Annotated in this window: 21 protein-coding genes; all 21 read left to right on the forward strand. The window is 39.4% G+C overall.

All coding sequences use genetic code 11. The features are described 5' to 3' along the window. The first annotated feature begins 18 nt into the window (after positions 1-18). The gene (locus IGJ28_RS05450) at positions 19-912 is read left to right on the forward strand and encodes a chorismate mutase (RefSeq protein WP_208774328.1); all 894 of its coding nucleotides are present in this window, start codon (positions 19-21) and stop codon (positions 910-912) included. Next, positions 912-1,430, forward strand: a complete 519-nt coding sequence (locus tag IGJ28_RS05455; RefSeq protein ID WP_060813229.1) for a transcription repressor NadR — start codon at positions 912-914, stop codon at positions 1,428-1,430. Before IGJ28_RS05450 ends, IGJ28_RS05455 begins: the two co-directional genes overlap by 1 nt. An 11-nt stretch (positions 1,431-1,441) precedes the next feature. Next, positions 1,442-1,963: an isochorismatase family protein gene (locus tag IGJ28_RS05460; protein WP_003128133.1), complete on the forward strand. Its 522-nt coding sequence runs from the start codon at positions 1,442-1,444 to the stop codon at positions 1,961-1,963. A 164-nt stretch (positions 1,964-2,127) separates the two neighbouring features. Beyond that, on the forward strand, positions 2,128-3,600 hold the full coding sequence (locus tag IGJ28_RS05465; protein WP_438845235.1) for a primase C-terminal domain-containing protein: 1,473 nt from the start codon (positions 2,128-2,130) through the stop codon (positions 3,598-3,600). Positions 3,601-3,657: 57 nt separating this feature from the next. Then, positions 3,658-3,948, forward strand: a complete 291-nt coding sequence (locus tag IGJ28_RS05470) for a type III secretion system protein PrgR (RefSeq protein WP_438845236.1) — start codon at positions 3,658-3,660, stop codon at positions 3,946-3,948. A 541-nt stretch (positions 3,949-4,489) separates the two neighbouring features. Then, on the forward strand, positions 4,490-4,786 hold the full coding sequence (locus IGJ28_RS05475) for a hypothetical protein (RefSeq protein ID WP_438845237.1): 297 nt from the start codon (positions 4,490-4,492) through the stop codon (positions 4,784-4,786). 39 nt (positions 4,787-4,825) lie between these two features. Continuing rightward, the gene (locus tag IGJ28_RS05480) at positions 4,826-5,389 is read left to right on the forward strand and encodes a hypothetical protein (protein ID WP_438845238.1); all 564 of its coding nucleotides are present in this window, start codon (positions 4,826-4,828) and stop codon (positions 5,387-5,389) included. 260 nt (positions 5,390-5,649) lie between these two features. Continuing rightward, positions 5,650-5,937: a hypothetical protein gene (locus IGJ28_RS05485; protein ID WP_438845239.1), complete on the forward strand. Its 288-nt coding sequence runs from the start codon at positions 5,650-5,652 to the stop codon at positions 5,935-5,937. 37 nt (positions 5,938-5,974) lie between these two features. Then, the gene (locus IGJ28_RS05490; protein WP_438845240.1) at positions 5,975-6,358 is read left to right on the forward strand and encodes a hypothetical protein; all 384 of its coding nucleotides are present in this window, start codon (positions 5,975-5,977) and stop codon (positions 6,356-6,358) included. An 11-nt stretch (positions 6,359-6,369) separates the two neighbouring features. After that, on the forward strand, positions 6,370-6,513 hold the full coding sequence (locus IGJ28_RS05495) for a hypothetical protein (protein WP_438845241.1): 144 nt from the start codon (positions 6,370-6,372) through the stop codon (positions 6,511-6,513). A 79-nt stretch (positions 6,514-6,592) separates the two neighbouring features. Then, positions 6,593-7,015, forward strand: a complete 423-nt coding sequence (locus IGJ28_RS05500) for a hypothetical protein (protein WP_438845242.1) — start codon at positions 6,593-6,595, stop codon at positions 7,013-7,015. Then, entirely contained in the window at positions 7,008-7,217 is a 210-nt protein-coding gene (locus tag IGJ28_RS05505) for a hypothetical protein (protein ID WP_438845243.1), read from the forward strand. Before IGJ28_RS05500 ends, IGJ28_RS05505 begins: the two co-directional genes overlap by 8 nt. A 164-nt stretch (positions 7,218-7,381) precedes the next feature. Then, entirely contained in the window at positions 7,382-7,954 is a 573-nt protein-coding gene (locus IGJ28_RS05510) for a hypothetical protein (RefSeq protein ID WP_438845244.1), read from the forward strand. Between the two features lie 196 nt (positions 7,955-8,150). Continuing rightward, positions 8,151-8,339, forward strand: coding sequence for a hypothetical protein (locus IGJ28_RS05515; RefSeq protein ID WP_438845245.1), 189 nt, complete (start codon positions 8,151-8,153; stop codon positions 8,337-8,339). 89 nt (positions 8,340-8,428) lie between these two features. Then, positions 8,429-9,376 (forward strand): LysM peptidoglycan-binding domain-containing protein, encoded by a 948-nt coding sequence (locus IGJ28_RS05520; protein WP_438845246.1) that lies wholly within the window; start codon positions 8,429-8,431, stop codon positions 9,374-9,376. A 193-nt stretch (positions 9,377-9,569) separates the two neighbouring features. After that, positions 9,570-14,447 (forward strand): VaFE repeat-containing surface-anchored protein, encoded by a 4,878-nt coding sequence (locus IGJ28_RS05525; protein ID WP_438845247.1) that lies wholly within the window; start codon positions 9,570-9,572, stop codon positions 14,445-14,447. Between the two features lie 208 nt (positions 14,448-14,655). Further along, on the forward strand, positions 14,656-15,027 hold the full coding sequence (locus IGJ28_RS05530) for a hypothetical protein (protein WP_438845248.1): 372 nt from the start codon (positions 14,656-14,658) through the stop codon (positions 15,025-15,027). Positions 15,028-15,187: 160 nt separating this feature from the next. Then, positions 15,188-15,793 carry a hypothetical protein gene (locus tag IGJ28_RS05535; RefSeq protein ID WP_438845249.1) on the forward strand — a complete coding sequence of 202 codons (606 nt, stop codon included), beginning with the start codon at positions 15,188-15,190 and terminating at the stop codon, positions 15,791-15,793. 15 nt (positions 15,794-15,808) lie between these two features. After that, the gene (locus IGJ28_RS05540) at positions 15,809-16,717 is read left to right on the forward strand and encodes an LPXTG cell wall anchor domain-containing protein (RefSeq protein ID WP_438845250.1); all 909 of its coding nucleotides are present in this window, start codon (positions 15,809-15,811) and stop codon (positions 16,715-16,717) included. A gap of 635 nt (positions 16,718-17,352) precedes the next feature. After that, on the forward strand, positions 17,353-18,249 hold the full coding sequence (locus IGJ28_RS05545) for a PcfJ domain-containing protein (RefSeq protein WP_438845251.1): 897 nt from the start codon (positions 17,353-17,355) through the stop codon (positions 18,247-18,249). 93 nt (positions 18,250-18,342) lie between these two features. Next, positions 18,343-20,538 (forward strand): DNA topoisomerase 3, encoded by a 2,196-nt coding sequence (locus IGJ28_RS05550; protein WP_438845252.1) that lies wholly within the window; start codon positions 18,343-18,345, stop codon positions 20,536-20,538. Positions 20,539-20,540: the final 2 nt, after the last annotated feature.

The raw sequence follows: 20,540 nt of genomic DNA on the forward strand, positions 1-20,540 counted from the left end.
GGAGTATGGAGGCACATTATGACAGAACGTACAGAAAAAGAAAAAATGATTGCTGGTGAATTGTATTTTTCACCAGATCCAGAATTAGTTGCCGATCGCAAATTTGCCAGAGAACAAATGCACTTGATCAATCGAGAATCCGAACCGATGATCAAAGAACAACTGCTAAAAGAGACATTTGGTCAAGTGGCTGGCCGTATCTATATCGAACCGAATGTCCGCTTTGATTACGGCTATAATATTTCAGTTGGAAAAAATTTCTATGCCAATTATGATTGTATCTTTTTAGATGTTTGTCCCATTACCTTTGGTGATAACTGTATGCTAGCACCAAATGTTCGTCTCTTTACAGCTTCTCATCCATTGCATCCAGTCAAGCGTAATAGTGGCCTTGAGTATGGCGCACCAATTACAGTTGGCGACAATGCTTGGATCGGTGGCGGTGCAGTTATCCTTCCAGGTGTTCGCTTAGGCGATAACGTGGTCGTTGGTGCGGGAAGTGTCGTGACTAAATCGTTCCCTGATAACGTGGTGATCGCTGGAAATCCAGCTCGGATCATCAAAATCATTGAATCTGGTGAAACCATCGAAGAGATCGCAAAAGATGTCGCTCACGCAACTAAAAGCACGACAGAAGTCGTTGCTGCTATCGATCATCAACGAGAGACGATCGATGCGATTGATCGAGAACTGACAGAATTATTAGAAAAACGCATGACAGCAGTCAGTGAAATCGTCCAATGGAAAAAACAGGAACAGACAGCAGTTCTGGATGAATCTCGGGAAGAAGCTGTTTTGAACAATGTTCGCCAGTCCGTTTCCAATAAAGCCTTCGAAGAAACGATTGTCGCAACCTTTGAGTCGATCATGGAACATTCTCGCACTTATCAAAAGAATCAATTGGAGGGATAATGATGGATGGAGCAACACGACGGGAAGCAATCATCAAGCAGTTGCAGGCCGCCGAGAAACCGATCAGTGCTAGTAAATTAGCGGGAGAGTTAGGTGTCAGCCGCCAAATCATCGTTGGTGACATTGCCTTGTTGCGAGCAGCAGGAGAGGCTATCGTGGCTACCGCTCGCGGTTACCGCTTAGAAGCTGCAAGTGAGACAGGTCATGTCAGCAAACTTGCTGTGCAACACCGTCCGGAACAAACAGAAGAAGAATTGTTGACATTTGTCTCTTGCGGAATCGAAGTGATTGATGTGATCGTTGAGCATGAGATTTATGGGGAATTAACAGGGAATCTGCGGATCAAAACGGAACAAGATGTCGCAGACTTTATGCGGAAATACCAGCATTCACAAGCCCGCCTGCTTTCTGATTTGACCAATGGGATCCATCTCCATACGTTACGCTACCAAGAAGCAGCAGAGTTAGAGCAAGCAAAGCAATTGTTGGCTGATAAAGGAATCTTATACCAAAACTAAAGGAGAATTGGATGCAAGATATTCTGATCATCGTTGATTTACAAAAAGGCGTGTGTTCAAACAATGGCACCAAACTGGATCATCTCGATTCGCTGCTGTTGTTTGCCAATCAGCGGATCCAAACTTACCGTCATGCACAACGCCCCGTTTTATTTGTGCAGCATGAGGAAGAAGAACTCGGCTACCAAACAGATGAATGGCTCTTACATCCAGATTTGGCTGTGCAAGCAACCGACTTGTTTTTGCGCAAGACTCATGCGAATAGCTTTTTCAATACCTCCTTACAGTCCTTGTTGACAAAGCACCATGTTCGCAGCATCGAATGGATCGGTGCGCAAACTGAATTTTGTATGGATGGCACGATCAAATTTGCCCATGGATTAGGGTATCAGAATGTGTTGTATCAGCAAGCAACGACTACTTATGCATCCGAAGGCTGGTCAGCTGCTGAAATCATTCATTGGTATGAGCGGATCTGGCAAGATCGCTATGCCCAGATTCTAGCATTGCCAAAAAATTCTGAAAAAAAATAGTGTAAGTGTCTAGTTTTTACCTGAATGGCAATCTATAAATTAGAACTTTCTAATTATTGGAATTCTCTTGAAAAATTAAATAACGATGATTAAAAACTCTGTGTAAGCAATTTTATACAGAGTTTTTTTGTTCGTAAGGAGATCAAAAGAAGAGGAGGGAGAAAATGTTTAAAATTTTTTTAAGAGACGGATTGCGTACCTATAAATATAGAAATAGTCATATAAAGCCGTCAGGATTTGTTGAGGAGATTAAAGGGGCAATCTTTATTTACTATTCTAAACGAGCCATAGCTGGTTCAAGAGGAATTGTTGTTACTTCTATAGAAGCGGTTGAAGAACAGACTGACAGGATTACACATTGGACACCGAATGTTTATCGATATGGGACATATACGGACGAAAATCGTTCGATCGTTAAAGGACATTCAGAGACAAATTTGAGGCAAATCAATACCTTTGTGGTAGATATCGATTCAAAAGAAAACCATGAAGGGGAAATCATTCTAGCGTGTATCGATCAGTTAGGCTTTATGCCGACATTGGTTTTAGAGTCAGAACATGGCTACCAGATCTATTTTGTATTAAGTACACCTGCTTATGTAACGAGCAAAAGTAATTTTAGAGTAATTGATGTGGCAAAACAGATTTCAATGACTATCCGATCACAATTGGCGAAACAGTTAGTTGGTGTAGATATTGGATGCAATCATTTTGGCATTGCACGATTTCCAAACAAAAGAAATATTGTCTTTTATGAATCAGAGAATCAGTATTCTTTTTCCGAGTGGATCAATTGGTCGATGAAACAAGCATCGGATCAAAAGACAGAAAAGAAAGCGAAACTAGTTGTTTTTCCTGAGAAAAAAGAGTATCGCCAAGTTGATGAACCTTGGTTTGATTTGTTGTTACGAAAAGCAGATATTATCGGGGGAGAAGGACGATTGGGACGAAATAACGTGATCTTTACGCTTTCACTTGCTTATTTTTCCTCAGGATATAGTCAAGAAACATGTGGCTATAACATGTTTGAGTTTAACGAACGCTTAAAAGAGCCTTTGGCGGAAAAAGAAGTTGAAATGATTGTCAAGAGTGCGTATTCCAGCAATTATCGAGCAGCTCGACGAGATTTTATACTAGAATTGTGCCAGGAATGGATTGCTTCAGACATCCAGGAAAAAGAGTTGTTTATTCAGCGAAGAGGATGGTGGAAATTTAAAAAGCCACGAGACAAACGAGAATATAGCCACAAACATGAATGGCGAGTAGATCTTTTAGATTATCTAAAACGAGTAGAAGCCGAAGGGTTAGCTTACATAGAAAGTACCAGAAAAGAGCTACAAGAGAAGATAGGGATTCCTTCACGCAGTCTTGATCGATTGTTAAAGGAGTTAAGAGAAGAAAGAAAAATTTTTTATCGTAGTAAACGTGGAAAAGGGGGAGGGATTTTATTGATGTCGATACAATCATTTCTAAAGCAATGTTTGCAACGAAAACATGAGAAGCAAGAAGTCTATCTTTCTCTTTTAAAGCACTTCTTCTCGCTGACAAATGAAGAGTTAGAAATGATTATAGCGCCTTTTTTAGAAAAGCATCGTAGAAGTGAACAACTGGATTTATTTGAAGCCGATACAGGCTAAAAGTAAAATGCGCCAATTGCCTTTTACAATATATCTCTGATAAGGAGGGGAGATTTCGTGAAATTAACGCCCTTACATTTAGAAAGAATCTGTTGTGAGGTGAATTTGTTCAATCGCCAGCGGTGGAGAATTTCACAGCGGAAAATCCAGCGAATCATTGAGGATGTTTCCGGAGAGAAACGAGTGATCGTCATCAGAGAATTAGGGATCGATGAAGAAGCAGAATTGTTTTTTTCACAAATAAAGTCGATTTTCTTAGATGGAAAGATTGTGGCTTGTCGGGGCTGTCCGCAACAACCCTTAACCATTTTACGAGAGCAATACGCAAGATTGAAAGAAACGCATTGATCCAAGAAACTAGCCTTTTTTCGTTTGTTAGTTTATTCAAAAAAACTAGCGTGAAAAGCCATTGAAAACAGCACACGGACACGAAGCAGATAGGAATTATTTGTGGGTGGAAGGAATCTCTTGAACTAGAGTTGAACCGAAGCGACACACGTAAACTGATTTTTGATGTGTTTTTTCCAGATCATTGACAACTGAATACGAAAAGAACTTTCTAAGTTGATCAGCGTGCCTATTCGGGGCTTAGGAAGGATAAAACGCCTAAAATAGTACGGCTAGAAAAAGCGGTGCGTTTGGATGGGTGAGGCACATACTAGAAAAAGGAGTTGCGAAGACTCAGCTAGCATGAAAACAAAAGATGACGAGTAATCGTCCGCTCGTTTTCAAGGGAGCGATCCATTTTTTCTACGAGTTTGAGGTTGCGAACGCTAGAAACCTTGCGAAGTCAGACGTTTTTTATTTTTCTGTTAAAGAAGTAAAAAAGACAAACTAGCAAACGAAAAAAGGCTAGGAAAATAAGTAAAAATTTGAAGGGAACGAAAAGATGAAAACTAAAAAAATGAACAAGAATCAAGAACCAAAAATGCAAAGAAAAGGTCCAATGAACACGAAAACGGATGAGCGACGACTGAAGCGATCGCCTACAGGATTAAACTTTTTCTTGAACAGAAAAGTAACGGTTGTGACTATGGACAGTAAGCGAATAGAGGGGATTTTATCATTCATTTCAACGTACGATATTATGATTGCGCAACTAGACAAAGAGGGAAACCGAACAGGAACTTACATGACACTCTTCAAACATGCATTAAAATACGTACGTTGTGAAGATCCGAATTAATGCGAGTGTCGCCGCTATTAATAATATAAGGAGGAGATCATGTCAAAAAGGTATGAAGGTAGACCGTATCATGTAGTGATGTTTGTCTCAAGAAATAAAGATAATTCTGAGTTGCAAAATTTCAAGCAACGGACAAAAGCTTTTTTAACACAGAAATATCCAGATGAATTGGAAACAGATTTTAATGAGTTTTGTGAACGTGGCGTTGCTAAAGAAATGAGCCGTTTCTATGTGTCTGTAAATGCAAGAAAACACGAGGTTATCCATAAAGCTTTGCAACACTATCTAATTGATACCCAAGATGCAAGTCTGGCAAATATTGAAAAACTAATTGCTAGTTTATCTATGAAGCAAGGGACAGCACTAACAAAAAAATTCTTGTTTGATTTTGATGATGATCCACAATGCATTGGAATGTTTGTTGATCAGGTAGAACAAGCGCTTGGTAGCAGTACCATGATCAAAGTTCATGAAACTGTGAACGGATATGCAGTGGTAACTGATCAAGGTTTTGACACAAGAGATCTATTGGAAAAATGGAAGAAAGTAGAACTTAAAAGGGACGGAATGCTGTTTGTCAAAGCTCAAAAGAAATTAGATTAGTCAGTAATCCACCAAAATAGCAAACAGGAGGGGATTTTGTGAATGCTCGTCAAAAAAAAGCGCACACAGTGGATTGCTAAGATTGGTACAGAAGCTGAACATCAACTGTATTGCGATTACTGTTACAGGAAACTTGATTTGAAAAGGAACAAATATGGCATTAAATATGGAACATGTGATGCTATGTGTTATGGGAAAAATGTCGGTGTTTACTAGTCAGCAGTCATATCATCAGTAACAATTAGAAAGGAAAATCACAAATGAGAATTTTTGAAATGAATGATCCGTATTTTGCGATTATAGTAGCAGAAAACAAAAAGAATTGCATGGAATTTTATGAAGAAGTAGTTTGTAACGTGGAAAATAAGCGAGAATTTTTGGCGTATATGAAGGAACTTGAAAAACCAGAGGCAATCACAAAAATGGCGAATACGGTGAGTGAAGAAACAGGGAAGCCAATCGGTAGTGAAGAGGCAGCAGTACAAGTTTTTGATTGTATTAATGACAGTGAGCCGACATTATTGGCAGTTGACGGATCGCTGGTTTAGTCAGCTATTCGACGAAATGCTTGAAGGAAGAAAACGAATGAGAAAAATCATATCTGTGGTTTTGGTATTAATGGGGCTCTTCCTACTCACTGGTTGTACGGATGCAGATCTTGCCTCCTATAATTTGAGTGAAGATGCCGATAATTTTAAAGTATTACGAAAAGTGACGTTTATCAATACTGTAACGGATGAAGTACTGTATACCGTTGAAGGAAACTTTTCTATTGCAGCAGATACAGGCGATAATCAGTTGGAGATTACTGCAAAAACTGGCGAGGATCAATTTCAAAAGCATTTTCTAGGCTTATCACCAACGACGGTTTATATCGTGGAACAATTGGAATGGCAAGAAACAAATCAATATCAGTTCAAAATCACCATTAAGCCAAGTGCAGTATTACCAGATGTTGATATTCGTTAGGGGGAGGAAAAATGAGCCAAGTCGTGTATGGCATCATGCTATTTTGCACCTGTTTGTTTTTCTGGGGAATGTATCGTTTGTTGGGGTGTTACATGCATTGGATGGTTGCTCAAATTTGTGCATTGCTGGAACAGCGACCCAAGCGCTTCAAATAAAAAAGACTGTCGTGAAAGGATAAACGACAGTCACTGAGCTAGATTGTTTAGGGTTAGTGGGTATCCATGAAACTATGATATGAAAACTAGCTCAAATCAAGTATACAACAGGAAAGAAAGAGAAAAAAGAGGAAATGAGTGCTTGGCTGACTGGTGCGAGTATTTGTATCTCCTTGTATTTAGACCATTGAAGCCGAAAAAAATTCCAACAAACATGATTTTCAACATGGAATACTCGTACCGGTCAGCCAAGCAAAAAAGAAAGGGGCACGAAAAGAAGATGAATAAAGAAGTGAATGGTTGTGTGGTGTTTGAAAAACAGGGGAATGATTTGTCGGTAAGTGCAGGGAATTTAAGCGCATCCGATGCCTTAACGCTCACGCTGTTTAGTATTGTTTCTTTAGCTAAGGCTTCTGGGATTTCGCTGGCACGCATTCACCAAGCATTAGATCAGATTGATCAGCACTTGGAGTTAGAGGAGTGTGAGAAGAAGAATGAGTGAGGGGAATGCGACAGTAAAAAAGCTGGCGAGAAAAGAATTATTTGAATTGACCGATGAAGAACGCCACCCGAATTGGGCGGATGATCCGCAAGCAATCAAACGACGGGATCGGTTGCTCGTGATTTTAGGCATGCCCATCGATCCTGTTCGTCAAGAAGGCGAAAGAAGCGTTTCAAAAACGATCCAATCAGTATTTCTTTGATTTGCGTCCAGGATTAGAAGAAAAGGTTGTTTCTCGATTACTTGCAGGAGAAAAAATGAAACGCCTATCCGAAGAGTATCAGCTTCCTCGATCGAAACTGACGTATCTACGAGAAAAGTATCACTTATTGGAGGAGAAGAGGAAAACGAAACGAGGTGATTCAAATGAAACGACAAGAAATTATTGATTTCTATGTGAAAAATGGGTGTAATTTTCCCTTAACTCAAAATGAGACGCAACTGCCTGCTTTTCGCTTACAGATTTTACTGGCAAAAGCAGGGGTGTTAAAGATCCAAGATAAAATCAATTATGGATCGAAAGCACAAAAGTTAGGTGGATTAGCGGAACAACGCTTTCAGGAGTTGGTTCCCAAAGCGGTGGACGCAAATAGAGTATTTAAGAAAAATAACCCTTGTTTTGACTTTGTCGTGGATCAGTTCACCATTGATGTCAAATATAGTTCATTGCATGTGAACAACAACAGAGCTGCCTATTGGAAAATCAGAGTCACTGGAGACCAAGATTGTATTGTTGCTTTTCTTGAGAGTGAACATGAAAAAGGGATGACGGATCCGTACATTTTGTTTCTTCCAATGGCGTTTATCGACGAAACCCAGACACACATACACATCAGTAAAGGGTGTGTATGGGCGCATGAATTTAGAATCGAAGCCACTGAGTTAGCTTCAATAGTGGCTGAATATGCAGAAATGAAAAGAGAGGGATTGTATGCCTAGCAATACATTAGCAGATCTGAATAATCTAGTATGAAAAAGTGGAAAAATGATTGGGGATCGATCTAGCGAGAATAAATCAAAAAGAAATAAGAAAAGAATAAAAAAACTATCGAAAAAATATTGACGGGGGGGGGGGGGGTGCATGTTAGACTAAGAATATAAGATATCTTAAATAACGTGTTTGAAGGAGTAGATGATGGGAAAAGCAAAAGAAAATTATAGCATAGGAATTGATGTGATCACACGTGAACAAATCGAAGCTATTAAAGAAGCTTGGGAGAAAGAGAATCGTCACGTGAACTATTCTCGTCAAGGAATCGTTGGACAGCTTGTAGAAAATGAGTATGAGCGATTGAAAAAAGAGAACAAAATACAAAAAATATAATTCGAAAAATGTTTTTACAGAAATAACAGTTTGTTTCAAACTGTTGATAAATAAAAGCAAAAATAAAAAATCAAGGAGAGAAAAAGAGTATGAAAAAAACGTTGTTAACGAGTGTGATTGTTGGAGCAGCGGCAGGCGTGGTATTTTTCGCAAGTGGGAATGATGCACAGGCGTCAGAAGTCAATCGGGTTTGGACACCACGTACAGTGGATCAAATCAAAGCAGACATTGCGAAAGCAAAAAACAATCAATACACGATTGTCTGGGGGGATACCATGTGGAGAATCAGTCAGGCAACCAATTTGACGGTACAAAAACTCGCAGATCTGAATAAGATTGCGAATGTGGATCTGATCTACGCAGGCAATACGCTAGTGTTTGACGGGAATGTTGTAACAGCTAAGAACGATAAGGGAGAAACAGTTGCGCAATCAGTGGTAACCCCACAAGATAAGAATGATGCCAATAAACCAGTAGGTAAACAAGCGCCTGCAAAACAAGTAGAAGAAAAAGCACCAGGAACAACCGCGTCTTCTCAATTACAAAACAAGCAAGGAACACCTGCGACTAGCGACAAAACGGCTACAAGCAGTCAGGGCACAAGTGCTGCAGTTAGTGGGACAAACGGTTCTGTTGAGGGGACAGCTAGCTCTACTGCCGGGACAACAACTTCTTCAGGAACAGTAGAAACACCTGCTCAACCAAGTGAGCCAGCTACGCCAAGTCAACCAACGGAACCAAGCAAACCAGCGGAAAAACCAAGCACGTCCACTCAACCAACGACACCGACACAACCAAGTACAGGTGGGGAACAAGGCGGATCGACAACACCAACCACACCAGACACTACCCCTATTAATATGGGAAATAGCGGGAAAGTGTTTGATTCAGCAGAAGCGGCTTCTGAATATGGATATGCTGAAATTAATGATACGAGTAGTAAATGGTACGACCATGCTTTTGAAGGAATTCAATTACTAGATAAAGATTACAATCCAACAGGATCGTGGACAGTTAATTTTATTGAAAAATATTAATTTGAATAAATCAAAAAAAGAGATCAGCAATTTGCTGCTCTCTTTTTTGTTTGGAGTGAAATACAATGAGAAATTTTCCACGGGCAAGATCCCCGGATTTAATCCACTAAAATAAAACCAGCCATTCACGTCGTTATCAATTTTTGGTAACGGCGTTTTATTATAGAAAAATTTAAGAAAGGAAGCGATTCTTGTGAGGACAAGAACGAAAAAGAAATGGTTAAAAGCCGCTGCGCTTCTGGCATTTTCTCAGTTCTGCTTTTTGACGGGGACATTTCAAGCGCAAGCAGAAGAGAATGAACCACGTCAACCCACAGTAGAAACAACTGCCCCAGCTCCCGTTGAAGCAGTTGAAGTTCAATCGGTAGAAGAAGCAGACTTAGCTGTTGAAACGCCAGCTGAACCCGTGCCAGAGACCGATGCACCGACAACCAACTCAAAAGCAGCTCTTGATCAAACGATTGGGGAAGCGCAAAATCCAGGGGACAGTCCAGCTGTCACACAACCGGTAGAACCAGAAGCACCAAAAACAGACAGTTTACCGGAATCATCAGAAGAAAGTACGTCGAATACGACATCTTCTTCTGAACCAACAGAGTCGGCAGAAATACCAGAGGAACTGACACCAGAAGGGCAACCAGTATCTGAGGTGCCTGCCTTAACAGAACCTTCTGTAGAAAAAGCAACGGATGTATCCGCTGTTGACACAGAAAAACCAGAGGAACCACTTGTAGACACTAAGGATACGGAAGAAAAGACCGAAGACTTTGTAGTCGCTTCTGACACGAAAGAAACGACGTTGTCGGATAAAGAAGTAGAAGAAACGTTCGTTGTCACGCAACCTCGGGCAGCTCGTGTTCGTCGTGCCGCCGTTTCTACACGTGCCGCGAATGATAATATTGTTCGTGAAAATTTAGTGGGACAAGGTTATAATTGGGCAGTTGTTGATGATCCAGGGCGTAAAGGTTTTACATTCAATGCCATTCCGATGTTTACGGTCAATGGGCAAGCCGCATTTTGTATTCAACCAGGAGTTGATTTTGATGGAAATGGACAAGTTCATTCTACAGAAGCTTTGGATACGTATTTGAAAGATGTTAATAAGAGAAGACAAATCACTTTGATTTCTTATTTTGGATATGTTAATAATCCGGATAAATCGAAGGAACAATATTTTACAACACAATTAATGATTGGAGAAGTATTAGGTAGAAAAGTTGTTCTTACAAATGGATTGAACTATGAAGCTCGCAAAGCAGCGATTCAGAAATTAGTTAATCAATTCCACACAAGAGCTTCATTTGATAATCAAACAAAAACAGTCAAAGTTGGCGAAACGATAAAAGTGAATGATACAAATGGATTTTTATCTCGAGTAAAAAGCATTGACGTTCCAACAGGAGTGAATGCTTCCATACAAGGAAATCAGCTCATTATTACTGTAACGGAAAATGCACCGGAAAAAGCTCAAATAAAATTAGATCAATTAGAAATTGTTAGTGCTCCAATGGTATATAAGAAATCGGGTTCACAAACAATTGGTGTGCTAAATCCATTTGACCCAGGACGTTCTGTTTTAAACTTGAATGTACTAAAACAAGGCAACCTTGAAATCTTGAAAATTGATGCAGACACAAAAGAACCTTTAGCCAACGCTGAAATCAAAGTTACAATTGCTGGCAAAGATCAAACCGTGAAAACCAATGATAAAGGGATTGCGACGATCAAGAATATCACGCATGGCACAAAAGGGACAGTCGTTGAGATTAAAGCCCCAACCGGTTACGTTTTGAACAAAACAAGCAAAGATTTCACGATTGAAGCGAATAAAACAATCAAAGTGACCCTTGAAAACGATGCGCAAAAAGGGACGATTACGATCGATAAATCCGGGGTAGAATTTGGTAAAAACATGCCAAGTGATCGTTATACGTTGGCAGGAAATGTATTTGAAGTATATGCTGGACCAACGATCACAGGTGATCCTGTAGATACAATTACGACGAATGATGCAGGAAAAGCGCAAACAAAAGCATTAGATTTAGGGACGTATACGATCAAAGAAACCACTGCTTCAACCGGCTACGTGCGAAACACTGCTACCTGGACGGTTGAGTTGACCTATGCCGGTCAAGATGTCGAGATCACAAATGTGACTCAAAACATTGAAAACCAAGAACAAAAAGGGATTGCGCGCATTTTCAAACAAGATGCAGAAACTGGAAACAACGCACAAGGTGCTGCGACCTTAGAAGGTGCAGTCTATGGACTTTACCAAGCAGACGGCACAAAAATCAAATCTGTTACGTTGAAAAATATCAATGGGAAAGTTCAAGCAGAAGTGAGAGATCTGAAACTTTCTTCTTACTATTGGCTCGAAGAAAAAGCCCCAGTTGGCTACAACTTGAACACAAACAAACTTACTTTTGATCTTGTTTATGCCGGTCAAGGAGTAGAAACAGTCACTGTGGAAACAACGGCAAAAGATCAAGTGATTAAAGGAACGATTGAAGGGGTCAAAGTCGGCAATAAAGATTTTGTGGACGCAAATGATCCTGACAATAAACCAAAACTTGCAGGCATTGAAATTTCATTGACCTCAAAAACAACGGGTAAAGTCGTAAAAGCAGTCTTGACTGACAAAGACGGTTACTTTACCTTCGGTAAAAATGCAGTTGTCGTTGACACCTATATTGTTTCTGAAACGAAAGGCAAGGAAGGATACAAATTGTTTAAACCGTTCGAAGTAACGATTTCCGAACAAGGTCAAACCTTCCGTTACGTGTTAGAAGACCAAATCATTGAACAACAGCTGAAAATTGTCAAAGTCGATCAAGAAACAGGCAAAGTGATTCCACTTGCTAATACGGAGTTCAAGATCTTTGATACTTTAGCAAATGAGTATGTTACGTTTGCGATTCCAAACGATACCGAAGTAACGGATATTTTCCGGACAAATGACAAAGGCTACCTTGTTACGAACGGTACGTTTACGTATGGAATCAATCGCTACCGTATCGAAGAGATCAACGCACCCAAAAACTATGTGTTAAACAAAACACCGTTGGTGTTCTCGATTACCGATGATACAGAACCGATTAAAGTGATCAATTTTGCGAACCGTCAAGCACGAAAAAACGTGAAATTGTTCAAGTATGAAGAATGGAACAAGAAGAAAACACCGCTTGCCGGTGTGACGTTTACGCTGTATAACGGCGAAGGAAAAGCTTTAGGGGAATACACCACTGATACCAACGGTGAGCTTGTGGTCAAAGGTTTAGTAGCCGGGGCTTACTATTTTACAGAAAAAGCGCCATTAGAAAGCTTCCAACCAAATACAGACAAACAAGCATTCACCGTTGCTTTCAAACAAAATGCGCCAGATGATGGGGAAACGCTGCTGGTTTCTGTACGCAACTATTTGATTCCACCAACACTTGAAACACAAGCGTCGAATAAAGAAGACGGGGAAAAAGTGGTGGATCCGTTAGAAACGATCGTCATTAAAGACAGTGTTTCTTATACCAACTTGTTTGTCGGTAAAGAATACACCATTTCAGGTGTTTTGATGAACAAAGCCACCGGTGAACCGTTGCTTGTGCATGGAAATACGGTAGAAACTAGTGTTGGCTTTATTGCCAAAGTAGAAAACGAAACGGTGATCGTGCCATTTACTTTTGATCTAACGGACTTAAATGGTCGTGAAATCGTCGTATTTGAAAGTCTTTTCAGAAATGACGAAGAGCTGGCAAACCACAAAGACATTAATGATAAAGGGCAAACCGTACGTATCACAAATCCAGCAATTGGCACCAAAGCAACAGACAAAGAAACAGGCTTACAAGTGATTGATCCATTGGCTGTTGTAACGATTACCGATGCAGTTGCCTATCATGATTTGATTGTAGGAAAGACGTATACAGTCAATGGAATCTTGATGGACAAAGTAACCGAACAACCAGTGTTAGTAGACGACAAAGAAATCACAAGTACCTTAACCTTTGTGGCAGAAAGTACCAACGGTACAGTCAACTTAGACTTTATCCTAGACGCCCGTGCATTACGTGGCAAAGAAGTCGTTGTCTTTGAAGATCTCTTCAGAGACGGTGTATTATTAGCCTCTCACGCAGATATTACGGATGAAGGGCAAACGGTACGGGTAACGAATCCAGGTGTTCGCACCACCGCTACACACAAAACAACTGGCTTGAAAGTGGTCAATCCATTAACGAAAGTCACCATTACAGACGCTGTGAAATACCATGATTTGATCATTGGTAGAACCTATACCGTCAATGGGGTATTAATGGATAAAGCAACGAAACAACCAGTGTTAGTAGACGACAAAGAAATTACAAGTACGTTAACCTTTGTGGCAGAAAGTACCGACGGTACAGTCAACTTAGACTTTGTGTTGGACGCCCGTGCGTTGCGAGGCAAAGAAGTGGTGGTCTTTGAAAAACTCTTCAGAGACGGGGTATTATTAGCCTCTCACGCAGATATTACTGATAAAGACCAAACCATCAAAATCGTTAATCCAACCATTACGACCAAAGCTACCAATAAAAATGGTGGAAAAGAGATCTTGGCCTTGCCAAATCAAACCGTGTTGGAATGGGTCAAAGTAGACGGTTTAGCAATCGGTCAGTTGTACAAGTTGATAGTTCAAGGCTATTTAACACCAGACGGCACGCCATTTGAAGGCACACATGCCGAAAAAATCTTTACGGCAGACAAAGAAACCATGGAATTCTTGTTTGAATTTTTGGTAGACGGTCGTAACTTAGCAGGTAAAGGGTTAAGTTTTGCGGAATGGCTTCAATCCAAAACAGAAGATGACAAAGAATCGTTTGAAGAAGTGGCGAAACACAATGTAGATCTAACAAACGAAGATCAAACGGTACAAATTGTGGGAGCACCAAAACCGCCACAACCAGTGAAAGCAGCTTCTGTAGTGCCTATGTTGCCAAAAACAGGATCTGAAGATAACCATGTATGGATGATTATCGGACTGATCTTTGTTCTTGCGGCAGGATTGATTGGTTATGACTTATACAAAGTCAAAGACTAGGTAGGACGAACAAGCGGTTAGCGATAACTAGCCGCTTGTTTTTAGACAATTTGGAATGATCAAGAAAGAGTAAGAGAGTTGGTTATTAGACTACTCACAAGATTCTAAAAACCGGAAGGGGGAAAGCTCCTTATCGCTTACTCTTCAGTAAAAGGCAGCACAACTCATGAGTGTGCTGCCTTTTATTTATAAGTAGAGGTGAATTGGGATGTTTTCTTGTAGTGATTGTTATACGGCAGAGGAATTACTTGAGGGGATTCGAATGTATCAAGAAGAGAATGATTGGGCAGATTCGCTCACGTTGTCATGGGAGTATGAACCAATTGATCCTTCAGTGATTCAAGCCATCGAAGAAGCGGGCTATTTTTGTGAAGCGCATTTTGGTGCGGATCACAAAATTATTTATTACAAGTGTTACTTCATTTCTGTACCGGAAAAGCAACGAGTGTGTAATCAACAACGAATCAAGGAACAAGAAGAACAGCGCAAGAAGGAACGGAGGATGGATAGTTTAGAAACCATTTTTTATATCTTTGTCCTTCTTTTTTTCATTGTCATGGGTTATGTTTTATGTGTTTAAAACAACGAGATGCGTGGAAATGTATGTATTTTGCGATATGAGACGTTTTAGTCAATCGATGAATAAATTAGTCGAAAATATTTTTAAAACCTTGGAGAAAGCAATTCACGAGGTCGTTTTCTGATAAAACGCAAATTTTTTAATTGAAGGAGGAAGACAAATGGATACTATTGCTGAGAAAAAAGGTTTGCGATCAAAGATCAATATGTTGTCTGTCAGTATCAACAACCGTGAAGAACAGTTAAAAAAAGTAAAACAGTTTAGTCGTTTAGGATTACAAGAAAGGCGAGCGCTGCGCCATGATAAAAAAGAATTTGCCGAAGCAGTAGATCGGTATAAAGAATTAATAAAGACAAAGAGTAATCCAAAAGTAATGGATAGATATTTTGATAATCAGGCAGAACAACGCCGAGCCATTCAAGAAACCTACAAAGGATTGAGTGAAAAAGAGGCAGAGTTGTTCCAAAAAATCAATCGCAACCAGCCGTTTCTTCCTAATTTTGATTGGAATGATGAAGCAGCGATATTCGCTAGGGAGCTTGATTATCAGATTGGAAAATCAACGATTGGTTCAGAAGAAAATAAGGAACTAAAATCGTTATTCCACAAAATTGAGTCTTCTATCGAAGAAGAAATCAATGATCCAAGTAATTTACATTTGAAGAAATTATCACGCAATCAACCAAATATACAACCGAATCACTCACAAGAAATGCCTGAAATTTACCGAGCACCACAACGATCGATAAAAATGCCGTCAATGTAAAGGAGAAAAAAAATAATGAAAAAAATAATTTTAAGCAGTTTGTTTAGTGCAATGTTATTAATGGGAGCAACAGCATCTTTTGCGGAGGAAATAGTTCCAGCAGATCCCAATACACCACCAATTGAAATACCAACAGATCCTAGTACACCTGTTGGTATACCAACGGAATCGACAACACCTAGTGTAGAACCCCCAACAGATTCTGTCGTTCCACCGACTAGTGGAGGAGAAAGCCAACCAACAGTCCCAGATACCCCGGAAGTTCCTGTGACACCACCGAGTGAGTCATCAGGAGAGGAAATAGTGCCGACAACGCCAACAGATCCTGGAACAAGCACGACGGAAACACCAGGAACAACAGAAACACCAGGCAGCAAAACGGGTTCTTCTACGACGGAACAACCAACAACGCCTTCTACCAGTGAAGAGCTCGAACAACCAACAGAAGAGCCGACACAACCGTCTGAAGAGCAGTCAACAGAAGAACCCAAAGAAGACAAAGACACCAAACCAAAAGAAGACAAACCAGCAGCTCCGGCAAAAGAAGTCACGGTGTCGGTGGATACTTCTGGAAAAATTACGACGGGTGCTACTCAAGGAACGAGTGTACCGATCGTAACCAGTGATATCAAAGAAATCAGTCATGTACCAACGCCAACTACACCATTAAAAACAGCGACTGGTCAAACGATTGTTGGGGTAAAAGACGGTGTGCCATTGGTACAAGATACGCAAGGGAATTTAGTAGAGGATCCATCCATTCCTGTGAAAAAACTGCCTAGTGGGAATATTGAAGTCAAAACAGCAGATGGTAAAACGAATATTTTACCTAAAACTGGGGAAGAAATAAATCTGACTCTTAGTTTTGTAGGAAGCCTTTGTACACTTTTTTCTGGTTTGATCTGGTGGAAAAAAAGGGTATAGGAAATGAGTAGGAGCTTTCAATCTAGGAAAGCTCCTATTGTTTTGCTGATAAATAAAAGAAACTAAGAAAAGCTATATCGGAGTGATTCATCTTGTCATTACTCTCTATAGAGTCCTTTTTTACAGAAGTAAAAAGGCGTTTTTACCACTTTTCACTAGAAAAAGAAGAAACATTGAGACAGCTTTTAGAATTAGAAGAAAATGCCGATCAACTAACCTTTGTGTGTTCGGATGAAGGAATTATTGCACCAGAAAAATCGCGCTTGCTTTCTAAAGTACATGAAGCGAAGAAGCTGATTGAACAAAATAGCACCTTTATCCGTTCGGTTGATTTTTTGTATGACCAGGAGTATTTTGTTCAATTGAATTACTCTAAACGACATCGGTTTACCGAAAAAGACCTATTTGAGTGGTCCGATCCTACTGGAGAAGAATACATTTGTTTAACGTTTAAACAGTTGATTCTTAGAAAAATCTACCAAATGAATCTTTTTGGGACGGATCATTCGGGCATCGATTTTCAATATCGGATCAATACACACAGTTTCCTAGAAGACAAGTCTAATGGATTTACGATTTTAGAAAAACGTAATAACAAATTTTTTCCTTTAAACTGTGAAAGATCATTGACGTATATGGATTATTCTTGTATACCGATTTTTCGCCAAGTCAATCCTTTCATTGTAGAAATGATGAAAGAAAAAGATCGGCTTCCATTTACTTGGGTTGAAATTGTTCAAGCAAGAAATAAGTATGATTTACTATGTAAGAAGTATCCTAAACAATTTTTCTCAAAAAAAGTGAATAAGTATCCTTTGCGCTATACGTATGCTTTACAAAAGATACAACCAAGGGTTTCTGAGAAACAATTCCGAAGAATTTTAGCCTCCGTTGAACAAAATAAGGACGATATTTTTCCTTCTAAGTTGTTTCATGGCGGAAGAAAAAATAGCAAGGAATTTTGTATCGATCTTCTTGTTTCTTACGTAAGTATGGTGATTTTGTCTAAAGACATAGAAGAGGAAGAATACGATGCGTTCTCTCTAAACCATTATCAAGTCATTTTAAGGGACTATTTGTCCATGAGTTTTGAATTGAAGGAAAAAGTAACGTTCAAATTTAGAACTGTGAAAGGGCTGGAACGAACCCATGATCTAATGGTAAGAAAATATAACTTGCAAAAAGCAAAACGATTAAAAGACTTTAAGCTAAAACAACATGAAAAATACAACTATTTAAAAAAACATTTAAAGAAAAACCCATGTTTTACACTTATCAAAACAAACAAAGAGTTGTTTTTAGAAGGAGCGAACATGCACCATTGCGTGTATAGCTATTTAGATAGGATTCAAAGAGGAAAATCAATTATTTGGAAATATGAACGAAAAGAGCATCGATACACCGTTGAGATCAAAAAAAGAAAAAATGGAAGGTATCGAGTGGTGCAATGCTATGGAAAATATGATAGCTTTCCAGATCCAGAAGAACTAGAAAGAATAGTAGAGGAAGTGAAAGCTAGTCCATATAAATAAATGAGTATAGCTACTAGTCATGTGAGGGGAGAAACGAAGTTGATTAGAATAAGTTGTGAAAAATAAAGTTAAATTAAGGAGGAAATTATTATTATGCCCACTGTAATTCTTGCAGAGAAACCTAGCCAAGCTCTTGCATACGCAAGTGCATTTTCTTCTTATACAAAAGAATACGGCTATTTTCGTGTGAAAGATTCTATTTTCCACGATGAAACGTTTGTCACGTTTGGTTTTGGCCATTTAGTCGAATTAGATTCGCCGGATAAGTACAAAGAAGAATGGAAAAAATGGTCACTAGAATCGTTACCGATTTTTCCGAAACAGTACCAATTCAGCGTACCAGAAGACAAACAAAAACAATTTGCTATCGTAGCGGAATTGTTACAAAAAGCAACCACGATCATTGTCGCAACAGATAGCGACCGTGAAGGAGAAAATATTGCTTGGAGTATCATTCATCATGCGAAAGCTTATTCGCCAGACAAAGTATACAAACGCTTGTGGATCAATAGCTTAGAAAAAGAAGCGATTCGAGAGGGATTCACGCATTTGAGAGAAGGAAAAGACTATCTTCCCTATTACGAAGAAGCGCAAACACGCCAGATCAGTGATTGGTTAGTTGGAATGAATGCCAGTCCTTTGTATAGTTTGTTACTACAAGAAAAAGGCGTCAATGGCACGTTTTCTTTAGGAAGAGTCCAAACCCCAACTCTCTATATGATCTATCAACGCCAACTACAAATCGAGCAATTTAAAAAAGAACCCTTCTTTGAGTTGGAAGGGAATGTGTTTCATCAGGAACAAGCATTTAAAGTCACGTTAGAACCTTCTCAACGCTTTAACAAGCAAGAGGAGGTTTTTTCTTTTGTCAAAGACAAGCATGCGATTATTGGTGAACAAGAAGCAACGATCCAATCTGTCGAAAAAGAACAAAAGCGTTCTACAAGTCCTGCATTGTTTTCATTAAGTAGTTTGCAGTCAAAAGCAAACCAACAATTTAAAGCGAGTGCGAACGATACGTTAAAAGCAGTTCAGAAATTATATGAAGCAAAACTTTTAACGTATCCAAGAACAGATACTCCTTATATTACAGAAAATGAATTTGATTATTTAAAGAATCATGTGGAGAAGTATTGTTCGTTCTTATCCGTTGACTTGCCATTGACACAACTTGAACCAAGAAAACAATATGTGAACAACAAAAAAGTACAAGAACACCATGCGATCATTCTAACGAAACAAGTGCCAACGAATGAACAGTTTCAAAAATTCTCTTCTTTGGAACAAAACATTTATCTCTTAGTCGCACGAACAACGGTTGCTATGTTTCTTCCTGATTATGAGTATGAAGAAACAATTGTCAAAGTGAATGTCGGAGACATACTGTTTCAAGCAAAAGGTCAAGTGCCAACCGTTCAAGGTTGGAAAGAAATCTTTCCAACTAAAAAAGAAGACACAAAGACAGACACAAAAAAAGACACTGAAACTCAGACCAAACTTCCAAAGATAACCGCTAATGAAACAGTCACACTTTCTATTGGCATAGTAGAAAAGGAAACAACCCCACCTAAACCATATACCGAAGGTACGTTGATTACGGCTATGAAGACTGCCGGAAAAACCGTTGACGATGAGAGCGAACAAGAAATCTTAAAAGAAGTCGAAGGAATCGGAACAGAAGCTACACGAGCGTCCATCATCGAAACACTAAAGAACAAAAAATATATTGAGTCACAGAAAAACAAACTACTTATCACTGCAAAAGGAAGAGTTCTTTGCCAAGCAGCCTCTGGTGAGAAGTTGTTTACGAGTGCAGAAATGACAGCGAAATGGGAAACGCGTTTAAAATTAATTGGCCAAAGAGAAGGCACACAAGAACACTTCTTAACGAACATTAAAAAGTTTCTCGTTCACTTGATCGAAGAAGTTCCTTCTTTTGTTTCTGAACTAGATCTAACGACTTATCAAGAAGAACGTTCAGAGGAACAAAAAGCAGCGAGCGTTGGTTCGTGTCCGAAGTGTGAAGGTGTTCTGATGGAACGAAAAGATTTTTATGGTTGTTCCAATTATCCAACTTGTCGTTACACTTTAACAAACAACTTCCGACACAAGAAGTTAACAAAGAAAAATGTTCAAGAGTTAATCGCAGGAAAAGAAACAACTGTCACAGGAATTAAAACCAAGGAAAAGAAAACCTATGACGCCATCGTTCGTCAGAACGAAAACGGTTATCTTGAATTTGTATCGTTTTCGCAAATGAAAAAGAAATCACTGAAGAAAGGAAAGTAACC

The organism is Enterococcus sp. AZ091 (assembly GCF_051714805.1).
GTDB classification, from domain to species: domain Bacteria; phylum Bacillota; class Bacilli; order Lactobacillales; family Enterococcaceae; genus Enterococcus_D; species Enterococcus_D gallinarum.